General features: G+C 38.8%; 11 protein-coding genes. 5 read left to right on the forward strand and 6 right to left on the reverse strand.

The genetic code is table 11. The annotated features are described in order from the left end of the window. Positions 1-194: 194 nt before the first annotated feature. Positions 195-1,112 (reverse strand): nucleoside hydrolase, encoded by a 918-nt coding sequence (locus L0B53_RS11855; protein WP_235059804.1) that lies wholly within the window; start codon positions 1,110-1,112, stop codon positions 195-197. A 252-nt stretch (positions 1,113-1,364) separates the two neighbouring features. Between L0B53_RS11855 and L0B53_RS11860 the strand changes: the two genes are divergently transcribed. Beyond that, positions 1,365-2,609: an ISL3 family transposase gene (locus L0B53_RS11860; RefSeq protein WP_235059805.1), complete on the forward strand. Its 1,245-nt coding sequence runs from the start codon at positions 1,365-1,367 to the stop codon at positions 2,607-2,609. 32 nt (positions 2,610-2,641) lie between these two features. On the opposite strand, the gene L0B53_RS11865 is transcribed toward L0B53_RS11860, so the two are convergent. Beyond that, positions 2,642-3,499 carry a DUF6279 family lipoprotein gene (locus L0B53_RS11865; protein WP_235059806.1) on the reverse strand — a complete coding sequence of 286 codons (858 nt, stop codon included), beginning with the start codon at positions 3,497-3,499 and terminating at the stop codon, positions 2,642-2,644. Between the two features lie 308 nt (positions 3,500-3,807). On the opposite strand from L0B53_RS11865, the gene umuD reads away from it, so the two are divergent. Next, a complete protein-coding gene (umuD, locus tag L0B53_RS11870; RefSeq protein ID WP_235059807.1) occupies positions 3,808-4,194 on the forward strand; it encodes a translesion error-prone DNA polymerase V autoproteolytic subunit in 387 nt (128 codons plus the stop codon). A 1-nt stretch (position 4,195) separates the two neighbouring features. Then, positions 4,196-5,446: a Y-family DNA polymerase gene (locus L0B53_RS11875; protein ID WP_235059808.1), complete on the forward strand. Its 1,251-nt coding sequence runs from the start codon at positions 4,196-4,198 to the stop codon at positions 5,444-5,446. 110 nt (positions 5,447-5,556) lie between these two features. Here the strand turns inward: L0B53_RS11875 and L0B53_RS11880 are convergent, their stop codons facing one another. Then, positions 5,557-7,101 (reverse strand): alpha-glucoside-specific PTS transporter subunit IIBC, encoded by a 1,545-nt coding sequence (locus L0B53_RS11880; RefSeq protein WP_235059809.1) that lies wholly within the window; start codon positions 7,099-7,101, stop codon positions 5,557-5,559. Positions 7,102-7,203: 102 nt separating this feature from the next. Beyond that, positions 7,204-8,532 carry a 6-phospho-alpha-glucosidase gene (locus L0B53_RS11885; protein ID WP_235059811.1) on the reverse strand — a complete coding sequence of 443 codons (1,329 nt, stop codon included), beginning with the start codon at positions 8,530-8,532 and terminating at the stop codon, positions 7,204-7,206. Between the two features lie 203 nt (positions 8,533-8,735). Here L0B53_RS11885 and L0B53_RS11890 point away from each other — a divergent pair, with 203 nt between their 5' ends. Both L0B53_RS11890 and L0B53_RS11895 read left to right on the forward strand, forming a co-directional pair. Then, positions 8,736-9,449 (forward strand): GntR family transcriptional regulator, encoded by a 714-nt coding sequence (locus L0B53_RS11890; protein ID WP_235059812.1) that lies wholly within the window; start codon positions 8,736-8,738, stop codon positions 9,447-9,449. A 76-nt stretch (positions 9,450-9,525) separates the two neighbouring features. Continuing rightward, on the forward strand, positions 9,526-9,999 hold the full coding sequence (locus tag L0B53_RS11895; RefSeq protein ID WP_235059817.1) for an ASCH domain-containing protein: 474 nt from the start codon (positions 9,526-9,528) through the stop codon (positions 9,997-9,999). Between the two features lie 180 nt (positions 10,000-10,179). On the opposite strand, the gene L0B53_RS11900 is transcribed toward L0B53_RS11895, so the two are convergent. Next, positions 10,180-10,791 (reverse strand): GNAT family N-acetyltransferase, encoded by a 612-nt coding sequence (locus tag L0B53_RS11900; RefSeq protein WP_235059819.1) that lies wholly within the window; start codon positions 10,789-10,791, stop codon positions 10,180-10,182. Between the two features lie 138 nt (positions 10,792-10,929). Beyond that, positions 10,930-11,286, reverse strand: coding sequence for a hypothetical protein (locus L0B53_RS11905; protein ID WP_235059821.1), 357 nt, complete (start codon positions 11,284-11,286; stop codon positions 10,930-10,932). Positions 11,287-11,579 lie beyond the last annotated feature (293 nt).

Below are 11,579 nucleotides of genomic sequence, written 5' to 3' on the forward strand. Positions count from 1 at the left end.
TTAATTGCGAAAAGCCCTCAACTGTTTATTTATATGAATATTTCAATGAGGGCTTTTGGGCTTTATCCTCTTCTTACTTGAAGTCGCTAGGTTGTTGGCTGCATTCGTTCGCCCCAATTATATAGTACACTTATACTCATGGGGCTTCACTCGCTTGCCGCCTACTCGCAACGCCAATTACTTTGGATATATCTTTAGCTGTTATAGCCAATCAAGCTTTCTCGATATAAACGTAACAGTGCTTGATCGTTGACTGAAATTCCGATATTTTGAGCAGGTTTATCGCTCCAATCGTCATTAGGGTGTCTTTGACTTGTTATTTTCTGAATGGTCATACCCATTGCGACACCTTCTTTGATGACTCTGACAGGCCCTTGTTGGAGAGTAAATAAATCTGGATTAATAACATAAGCGATAGCGGAAGGATCATGAACATGACAACCATCTAATTGAATGCTTTTCGAGTAAAATTCTAAATAGTAACGACTGACATCCCAAATAAATTCACCAACTTCTCCTGCATCTTCTTTTAATTGATCAAGATATTCTCCAGAAAAGAAACTTTGCTGGGTGACATCAAGACCGAGAATAACCACCGGCCAATCAGCACAAAAAACCAAGTCAGCAGCATCGGGATCATCATAAATATTGGCTTCTGCAAAGGGCGCGACATTACCAAAATGGCCATTGTGACCAAATGCGCCTCCCATAATGACAACTTGTTTTACCAAGCTAACGATATCAGGTTCTTTTTGTAGTAGGTGAGCAAGGTTTGTTAATGGGCCAACAGCGACTAATGTAATTTCATGGGGGTATTTTTTCACTTGTTTAATCATATAATCGACAGCAGAGATAGGGGGTGGTGTTGGGTTGAAATCTGAAGATATTTGATAATAACCAAAGCCTTGTTCGCCATGTACTATCACCGTTGGGCCAACTTCATCTCTAACTAAAGGTTTTGATGCTCCTTGAGCTATATCGGCCTTCATATTAAATTTTTTCTTAAGATAAAGTGCGTTACGAGTGCCATTCTGTATTGTAGCATTACCAAAAACTGTTGTAATACCAAGGAGTTCGATTTCAGGACTCGCTTCGGCAAATAGTATCGCCATTGCATCATCAATACCTGGGTCAGTATCTAAAATGATTTTTTTCTATTTTTCTTGGAAGTACGACTATTCTCTGTGTACATGTTAATCCCTTTTATCTGTACTATTTAAATATAATTTGAGTTAGACTTTGATTATATATTGGAAATGAGTGTGTTGTTTTGAGCTAAGTTTATTTGGCTCTTCGACGTTTTGTGTGGATTTGGGTTAAAATAGGCATCTTCTAAATAGGCTCTAATACAAGGTCCAGTCACATTGAATTCTTCTGATATTTTTATGCTCGGGTTGGGGCTTCAAGCACCCTGGAAACTTATCGACCAATCCCTTAATACAGAACATTCTCCTTATGAGCTTCATCTACAAGTGGGGGCTGAACGTGGAGAGCTTTACTCGTGCCCAGAATGTGGCGCTCCTTGCTCTGCACATGACTTCAAAGAGAAAACATGGCGTCATCTTAACTTTTTTCAGCACCATTGCTATATCACAGCGAAGATACCTAGAGTTCACTGCAAAACTCACGGGGTAAGGCTCATCGAAGTGCCTTGGGCAAGACCTGGTAGTGGTTTTACTTTGCTGTTCGAAGAAGTGGCCTTAACACTCGTAAGAGAGATGCCAGTTAACGCTGCAGCTAAGTTTATGGAAGTGACGGATAAGCGGCTTTGGCGAGTGGTGGAACATTACGTGGAACAAGCTTTATCACGACTTGACCTCTCATCTCTTCAAGCCTTTGGATTTGATGAGACAGCTTCAAAGCGTGGACATAATTACGTCACTGTTTTCATCGACATGGCTCGCAAAACCCTACCTGTTGTATTTGCTACACCAGGAAAAGGAAAGAAAACAGTCTCTGAGTTTAAAACCTTTATTGAAAAGCATGGGGCGAAATCTGAGCAAGTCCTTGAAGTCGTGTGTGATATGTCTCCGTCCTTTTTAAGCGGTATCAAAGGTGAATTTCCGAAAGCGAATGTCACCGTTGACTGGTTCCATGTTGTGCAGTTATTTACCCGAGCAGTTGATGAAGTTCGGAAAGAGGAAAGAAAGCACAGCGACATGCCTAAGGCGCTTCGTTGGGCAGTTTTAAAGAACGCTGAAAGTCCAATGACAGATAAGCAAGCACAAGCTTTACTTGACCTAGAACAGTATGAACTTGAGACAGCGAAAGCTTGGCGAGTGAAAGAAAAGTTACGCTGGATAAGAGAAGCGAAAACGACTCAAGCCGCTCGCTGGCGCCTGACTAATTTCATCAAGTTTACACTTGACGAAATAGGAAGTTCAGATGCTTTAGAGCCCGTAAGAAAAGCGCTAGCCACCTTAGAAAAGCACTCGGAGAGAATACTTCAACGCTGGACGTCGACCTATACTAATGCGCGAATGGAAGGTCTGAACAGTTTATTTCAAGCCGCGAGGTCGAGGGCTCGAGGCTATAGAAATACAGCCACGTTCATCACCATGATCTACATGATAGCGAGCCCTGCCGCTGAAATATTGAAATCCACTTGAAACGTCGAAGAGCCGTTTATTTCTAGTCAACTTTAATCCTCCTCAATACTAATCACCGTCTCTTTCCAATCTCGCATTTCATTTTTAAAATGACGCTGTTGATCTGGGGTCGTGGTATGAGCAATTTTGACAAACATCTGGCTAAATAAGGCTTTATTGCTTTTTATTTTTGTTAAGAAGACATCAGAGTAGAGGGCGTCAGGGTGGGAGATATAATCAATAAATTGCTGGCGATAGACAATACTGTTCTCTTTTTCTGAAAATAAAACGGACAACTTTTCAATAAATAGAATGCGAGATTCAATCCAATCTTCTTTGGTTAATAAGATCTTTTTCGACCACAATTGCAATAACTGCATTTGTTGAGCGGTAACTGAACCAAACCAATGGTCAACATAACCTTCCATCTTTTCAACGTAATTTTCACGGTGCTCCTTTTCTGATTTATCCCTAACTTTTTCTGAGTATTCGTAAATACGCTTAGTCATATTTTTTATTAGTTGATCCTGCTGCTCTTGAGTTAGAGTCGTAAAAAGGGAGTAAAGGATCGGTGCAATCTTCTCTCTAGAACGTTCAATATGAGCAAATAGCTCGAGCTGCTGGTGTTCTATTTGAAGTATGGTGAGTTGGTGTAAATCTAAATTAGCCAGTTGATCTAAATGTTTTTTGTAACGTGGGAGCTCTTTTTGTTTATGCCAGTATTGGAAACTGGAGACTTTTTTTTCTAATCGTTCAGATTGTTGACTATTGAGATCAACATATTCTTCAACATATTCACCAATAAACCAATCAAGATGGCGATAAACAAACTGGGTTGTGCAAGATGTAACAAATAATAATGTAAATAGTCCAAGTATGATATTTCTAGATCGATAACTGATTTTTTTCATAACTAGTCCTATTTGACGATGCCATATACCTTTGATTAAGTTTAGTTTAAATTTTAAACGATATCTTCTCCATACTTGACGTTGCTAGTTTTTGGCATCACCCGTTTGTCCAATCATATTTAAGTATTCTTTTTTATCATTGAAGTAGATTGGTGGTGAGGGTATTTTAATACCCACATTATCGGACTGCTCAACTCTTATCAAACCGAGTTATCGCCCATGAAAATTTTCAATGATCTTTTGGGATTGATTATTTTTATTAGCGTTATATAATTAAAAATACTGTTTATTTATCCAGTGGTTTTTTTATGAAATTTATTCCAATTCCAGCCAGTGCAGGGATTAGTGGCTTTGAGTCTCCTGCCTCAGAGTACAAACAACTCAATTTAAGCCTTGATGATCTACTTATTTCTCATCCGAGCTCTACCTATATTGGGCGTGTGAGTGGCGAGTCAATGATTGAGGTGGGCATTATGGACGGTTCATTATTAATCGTTGATCGTGCGTTGAATTATCAAAATGGCGACGTGATTGTCGCTAATTATAATGGCTTATTTGTGGTGAAACAGATCAATATTCCGGAGAGAAAACTCTGCTCAGCTAATGGCTCTTATCAAGACATTATTATTGCAGAAGGAGATACCTTTTCTGTTGAAGGTGTTGTTATTCATACGATTAGCTCTTTTAGGCAGTAAAATGTTTGCGCTTGTTGATGCCAATGCCTTTTATGCCAGTGCAGAAGCGGTGTTTCGACCGGACATTCGCCATAAAGGTATTGTTGTGTTGTCGAATAATGATGGTGTAGTGGTGGCTGCGAACCGTAAAGCCCAAGAAGTGGTACCTAAATTTACGCCTTTTTTTAAAGTGAGGCATCTTTGCCAACAACATAATATTGAAGTTTTCTCCTCTAATTATCCTCTTTATGCTGATCTTTCTGCCAAGATGATGGAAGTTATCGGCCAGTTTGCGCCAGAACAATATATCTATTCGATTGACGAAACCTTTCTTTCTTTTAATGATTGCCAACAAACGGATAATGAATATTTGCAACTTGGCAGTGAAATTCGATTAAATGTCTGGAAAAAGTGTCGATTACCGGTTTGTGTCGGTATGGCAAAAACGTTGACGTTAGCAAAATTAGCAAATCGATTAGCAAAAAAACAGCGACAACAGCAAGGTGTCTGTTTATTCAATTCAGCTGAGGTGATTGAACAGGCGCTCGCGATAACGCCAATTGATGATGTTTGGGGGATCGGTCGTCGATTGACTCAGCGCTTAAACGTATTGGGGATCAAAACCGCATTAGATTTAACTCGTTATCCATTTGATAGAATTAAGGCGGAATTTAATCGCACTCTCTGTGAGACGGTGAGAGAACTCAAAGGTGAAGCTTGTATTCATTGGCACGCTGTTGAAGAAGAAAATCGACAAATTTTTTCCACACGAACCTTAGGTCAACCGGTTTTCTGTTTAGATGATCTACAACAAGCGTTAATTAAACATAGTCAGATTGCCGCGAATAAATTAAGAAAGAAAAAACAGTGTGCTGAAGCATTGGTTATTTTTGCTGGAGATATCGCGTTCGATCGCCCTAATGTTAGGTTACAGGCTCTATATCAATTTGCACAACCTACAGCCGATAGTTTAATTATTTCTCAAGCGGTATCGAAGCTTGTACCTCAACTCTTTCGTCCCGAAGTTAAATATCAAAAAGTCGGCGTAGGGTTAATCGGTTTGGTAAAGGAACAGCATGTCCAGAGTGATCTTTTTATCCCTGATGATAATCGATCTTTGATGACCGCATTAGATGGACTGAATCAGAAGTATGGTCAAAATACCCTGTTTATCGCTGGACAAGGTATTGAGCAAAAATGGGCGATGAGGCAGCAGTACCTCTCACCTCACTTTACAACAAATTGGAAAGATATTCCGATTATTTATAGTTAATGAAAGAGCGAACTGTCTGATTGATCGCTTGTTCATTCACACAAAAAAACGAGTTGCTTCATGATAGAAACAACTCGTTGATGATTTAAAAATACTTTTCGGGTGTTGAATTAGATCTTAATCATTTGTGACATATGTTCTCTCACCTGAGGAACCGTTAAGCCAACAATGATTTGGAAGCTATTACCATTACGCACCACATTCACTGCACCTTGAGCTTGGAAATACTCAGTCTCTGCAACTTTTGCTGGGTCAATCACCTTGATACGTAAGCGAGTTGCACAGTTAGTTAGTAGTTCGATGTTATCTTTACCACCTAAACCTTCAATGAATGCTTCAGCTTTTGCGGTTTCAATACCACCTTGAGTTTTCGCGTCTTTGAAGTCTTTTTTGCTGTACAGTTTCGCTTTAGCATTACCGCGTCCAGGGGTTAAGATATTCAGTTTGATAATTAATGTACGGAAGACAATGAAGTAGATTCCGACAAAAACTAATCCTAAAATCACCTGCATAACATAAACCTGCCAGTGGTTAGCCCCTAAAGGTAACCAGTTCTGGAAGATAAAGTCGATTAGACCTGTTTGGAAGTTCCCAGATAGTCCCATTGAAAATGCAATGGCTGCCATGGTTGCTGAAAGTAGTGCATGAATAACAAATAGAATAGGTGCAATAAATAAGAACGTAAATTCAATCGGTTCTGTAATACCGGTTAGAATTGCGGTGATAGCTGCGCCGATAACTAGGCCTGCCACCATTTTTTTGTTCTCTTTTTTAGCTGTAGAGTAAAGCGCTAATGCAATACCAGTACAACCAAAGACTTTACCCATACCTGTTAACATTAAGCCACCTTGTGGGAACTGTTCTGTTAGTGGTGCAGGGTTTGCAGCAAACTCAGCGATGTGTTGAATCCAATAGGCAACAGTTCCACCATCAACAGCAACAGGACCATAGAATACAGGGCCGTAGATGAAGTGGTGAAGACCGGTTGGGATCAGTAAACGCTCAAGGAATGCGAATAACCAAACACCCATCGTGCCTGAGTTGATAATGACGGTTTGTAAACCAGTAATAGCGTGTTGGATTGATGGCCATACAAAGCAAGTGACAATCGCGGCAAAAACCATGATTGGGAAACTGATTATCACCACTAATGGTGTACCACCAAAGACACTTGCCCAGTCTGGAAGTGACTTATCAAAGTAACGGTTATGTACCCATACTGAGATCGATGCAATTAGAATTGAACCAAGTAGTGAAGTGTCTAATGTTAGAATACCGCCAATTTCAGTTAAACCCATTTCGCCAGCAACATAGTTGATGTCAAAACTTGGTCCCCAAAACTGTAAAATACCACCAATTACGTAGTTAAAAGTAATGTAAGAGACAAAAGTGGCAAGAACCGCTCGACCAGATGCTTTTTTAGCTAATGCAATAGGTAGACCTAATGCAAACACTAATGGCATATTTTTAAATACAGCTAAAGATGCTTGAAGTAGGATGGTTGAAACATTAAACCAAGCACTTCCCTCAACCGCGAAAGGGAACAGATCTTTATTAAGAAGCATGACACTAAAGCCAAGCAACATCCCTGCTGCAGGAAAAAGTAATACAGGTACAAACATTGCTGCACCAAAACGCTGAATCATATCTTTCATTGAAACCTCATCATTGGAATTGAAAGTATGGTTAATAAAGGTAGAGCCCTCGAGCAAATAATCGCGAAAGGTGAAGGCTCTATTAAGTATTTGTTATTATAATTATTTTGAGAATTGTGGTAGATATGGCTTGTTTTCTATTAATAGGTCATCAACAATCTTTTTCGCTGTTGAGACATTAATAACTGTACGGTTAAGCGTTAATGCGTTAACCAATTTCTGTTTATTCCCTTCAAACCAACCATCAACCACTAATTTTTCATAACCTAGTTGGCTTTCGATCATCGCTTTTTGGAATGTTGGGATCTTACCTACTGCGAAAGGCTGAGGGCCTTTATTTGTTAATGATGCTGGAACCTCAACCATTGCGTCATCTTGTAAGTTTGAAATGATGCCGTTATTTTGAACGATAACAAGATAAGTATCACCCATGTTATAAGCTAAAGACGCAGCAACTCGAACCATGTAGCGACCGTGAATATCAGCATGCAGTGTTTCATTTTCAGTCGTATCGGCATCAATAATGCGTTGGTTTAATTCAAATACACGTTTTTCACGTCCATTGATAACTTGGCGTGCACGGGTATTGTTGATATCTTCTTTTGAAACCATTTTCTCTGGGTAGAGGTAGTATTGAAGATAAGTGTTAGGAAGAAATTCAGGGTTATCTTCTAACATGGTTTTCATGTTCTTAAAGGTTGCTTGCCAAGATGGATCGTCAGCAATTTCAGGATCGACGGCAGTAATACCTTTATTTAGAATGATATTTTTAATTTCATCTGTTAGATCTTGACCTTGTTTATTACGAATACCGGTAAACCAACCGTAATGGTTTAAGCCAAAGTACTCTGGTACGAGATCCCAGAATTCACAACCTAAGATTTGTGCGTAGCTCACCATAATTGCAGCGGGCATATCACAAATATTTAGAATTCGCTTATCGTTAGGGAATTCACGGTTTAGGGCTTCAGCAACAATAGCAGCAGGATTGGTGTAGTTCAGAATCCAAGCTTCTGGGCTATAGTGACGGATTTCATTGACTAACGTAATCATATCGCCAATAGAACGCAGGCCATACGCCATACCACCTGCACCACACGTCTCTTGACCGACACAGCCATGCGAAAGAGGAATTTGCTCATCTCTTTCACGCATAGCGAGACCGCCAGTACGAATTTGAATAAAGAAGAAATCGGAGTTTGAGAAGGCAATTTCTTTATCCGTTGTGTAGATGAATTCTTCAACTTCTGGGTAGTGCTCGCGGAATAGAATCTCAGTTGCCTTTGCATTAGATTCTTGACGTTCTGCATCAATATCATAAAAAACAACACGTTTCAGAGGAAAAGTCTCTTTCTCTGCAATTAAGCTGTTCATCATACCTAGTGTATAAGTACTACCTGCACCAACAACGGTTAAATTTTGACGTTTCATAAAGTTCTCTCTATTACAAATTCTGAGGTGTTGTTTAACTTGGGCTAAATGTATCTTAAAAGTATTACGAACAAAAGTGGTGAGTGATACTTTAAGAATACATTTGTGTAATTGATCACATTAATCACTAAATAAGGTTTGAAAATGTATTATTGATCATAAATTTGTTATTCTGCGGTAAAGCATTAATAAGAGAACATATCGTGCAGAAACCGCGTTATCTACAAATCGCAGATGATCTGATTGAACAGATCCGTGATGGCGTGCTGGTGGAAGGAAGTATTTTACCGACTGAACAGCAGTTACAAGAACAGTATCAAGTCAGCAGAGTCACGATTAGAAAATCAATGAAAGTCTTGGTCGATCAAGATTTACTGTATCGTGTTCGCGGGAGTGGTACCTATATTAAAGCGCCGAAAGTTCAGCATAATGCGATTGAATTAAATGGCTTTAATGAAGAAGTGACGGCACAAGGAAAAACGCCGAGCTCTAAAATTATTACCTTTGAATTACAGCAAGCAGAACCGACGATTGCACAAAAACTGGCGATTAATGAAGGTGATGAGATTTTCTCTATTCGTCGATTACGCTTGATTAATGATAAGCCTGAAGTCCTAGAACATACCTATATGCCTGTTGCTCTGTTTCCAGACCTTAATATAGAGGTGATGCGAAACTCTAAATATCAGTATGTTGAGCAACAGAAAGGGCTAAAGATAAAACTCAGCAAACAGAGTGCTAAACCGATTGTTGCGGATGATATTGTCGCTGATAAGTTAGCGATTACTGTCGGAACGCCAATTTTAAAAATTGATGCCGTTGGTCTATTAAGCAATGATCAACCATTTGAATATACAGAACATTACTTTTTAGTCTCACAATACAGTTTTGATTTTGTCTCTTATAGACAAGGTTAGATTTGGAACTTGGTAGGTATAATTAAAAATTGATGAGTTATTTTAAATAATACTTTAAAACAGAGGAGGTAACAAAATGCAGGAGCAACATAAAGCATATTTAGAGCAATATTTACAGTTGTTAACGACAGAGCAGAAAAACAGTGTGCCGCAGGTCATTGCTGAATATTTTTGTGCTGATGAATACAATGCCAATGAATGCGCAAGATTGATCAATGAAGGGACTAAAACCGCGTCATGCAGTTTAAAGGCGGGTTATGATGCCGAAAATGAGCCACTGCCTAAAGTTGGTGGACTAACGGTCGTTTTAGATTGGCAGCAAAATCCGGTCTGTATTATTGAATTAACCGAAATTAGTTTGTCTCCATTTAACAAGGTAACGGCAGAGTTTGCCGCTGCGGAAGGTGAGGGTGATCGAAGCTATCAATGGTGGCGAGATGCACATTTAACCTTTTTTACCCATTATACAAAAAGTATTGATGTGCCTTTTACTGAAGATTCACTGTTAGTGCTTGAACGATTTAAGAAGGTCTATCCACTATCGGTTTGAAGCTAGTGGATAAAAATAAATATCCCCTTCATGCTTGAAGTCGCTAAGTTGTTGGCTGTATTCGTTCGCCCCAATCATATAGAAAACCTATACTCATGGGGTCTCACTCACTTGCCGCCGACTAGCAACGCCAATTATTTTAGGTAGAGATAAAAGTTCTGTGGTTTGTTATTTCAAAAGCTAGAAAGCATTTTTCAGCGCATTGAACTCTTTTTCAGTTATGCCGTAGTAAAGTTTGTCATCAAAACCTGCGTCAGTTTTAAAGTAATCTTTTTGGCAACCCTCTTGAACAAAGTGACACTTTTCTAACGTTTTATAAGAACCAATATTAGTTCCATAGCAATCAGCACTGATTTTATGCGCATCGAGCTGAGTAAAGCCAAGCTCAGTCATTAATTGGCATGCCTTGGTTGCGATGCCTTGTCCCCAAGCGTGAAATGGGAGTTGATAACCCAATTCAAAATTGCCTTCCATAAACATCACGGCGGTAATCGCTGTCATGCCCATGTATTTCCCTTGTTGGTTACGAATAATGAAGGTCGGGTTATCTGGCCAGCACTGATCTTTTATTGCTTGCTCGGTGTTTTCAATGATCGGGCCAAAAAAGCCTTGATAAAGTTCATCGGGGGCAGGGGCAAAGAATAGATATTGATTAACACGATCATCCGCTAACATCGTGATGATGTCCGCCAGATCGGCAGGTTGTATTAGTTGGATAGATAAACTCTCAGAGAATGGAATCGCTTTACCTTGCTTTAACGCTAAGAGTATTTCATTTTGTGATCGAGACATAATGTTCCAAATGACCTATTTATTTAATGATTTCAAGATCTATTGTAACGAATAGCATCTTTAGATAATTGAATAAATACGACAAAGTAATAATAATTCTGTATCTATGGTTATATTCTTAACACTTGGAAATAGCGATTAACTAAAGCGAAGTAAAGATGCTCGGTTCTTATATTTATCAAATAAAATTAAACAAAGGAAGGCGAGATAGAATAAAAGCAAAGAGATAAGAGTAGTGGGATTAAAGTAGTCAAAAAGTTTAATCGAAACATAGACATCATAAGCAACTTTAATGATTAAAATGGTACTTAAAATACTGGTGGATATTCGTCCTTCAAAGAGCATTAAAACGGCCATAGCGACAATTACTAGCAACACTTCAACAGCGAAGTTAAATTTTTCTAGTGGGATATCACCAAAATTACTAATAGATAAAAATGCAGCCATGATAATAACTGAACTTAGTAATTCTTTTTTTATTCTACTGTTCTTCACTTGTAAACCCATGAATTATCATTATAGTTATTGTTTTAGTATTATTAAACTTATCTTTGGTTTTTGTCAATACTTATTCATTTTTTTTGACTATATATGCGTGTTTCTATCTGTTTGTTAGTTAAGTCTATACTTGAAATCATTGGCGTCGCTCATTCGCCCCAATCATAGAGTACACCTATACTCATGGGGTCTCATTCACTTGCCGCCGACTAGCAACGCCAATTACTTTGGGTATAGTACATTCAAGTATGAATCGGATATTTGAATCTTTGGCTGCTAAGTGTTTGCAC

Origin of the sequence: Vibrio sp. SS-MA-C1-2, from assembly GCF_021513135.1 — a bacterium.
Classification (GTDB): domain Bacteria; phylum Pseudomonadota; class Gammaproteobacteria; order Enterobacterales; family Vibrionaceae.

Excerpts from the sequence above, each read along its gene's own strand:
- L0B53_RS11855 (WP_235059804.1), bottom strand. The coding sequence starts at position 1,112 with ATGGCGATACTATTTGCCGAAGCGAGTCCTGAAATCGAACTCCTTGGT.
- L0B53_RS11865 (WP_235059806.1), bottom strand. The coding sequence starts at position 3,499 with ATGAAAAAAATCAGTTATCGATCTAGAAATATCATACTTGGACTATTT.
- umuD (WP_235059807.1), top strand. The coding sequence starts at position 3,808 with ATGAAATTTATTCCAATTCCAGCCAGTGCAGGGATTAGTGGCTTTGAG.
- L0B53_RS11875 (WP_235059808.1), top strand. The coding sequence starts at position 4,196 with ATGTTTGCGCTTGTTGATGCCAATGCCTTTTATGCCAGTGCAGAAGCG.
- L0B53_RS11880 (WP_235059809.1), bottom strand. The coding sequence starts at position 7,101 with ATGAAAGATATGATTCAGCGTTTTGGTGCAGCAATGTTTGTACCTGTA.
- L0B53_RS11885 (WP_235059811.1), bottom strand. The coding sequence starts at position 8,532 with ATGAAACGTCAAAATTTAACCGTTGTTGGTGCAGGTAGTACTTATACA.
- L0B53_RS11895 (WP_235059817.1), top strand. The coding sequence starts at position 9,526 with ATGCAGGAGCAACATAAAGCATATTTAGAGCAATATTTACAGTTGTTA.
- L0B53_RS11900 (WP_235059819.1), bottom strand. The coding sequence starts at position 10,791 with ATGTCTCGATCACAAAATGAAATACTCTTAGCGTTAAAGCAAGGTAAA.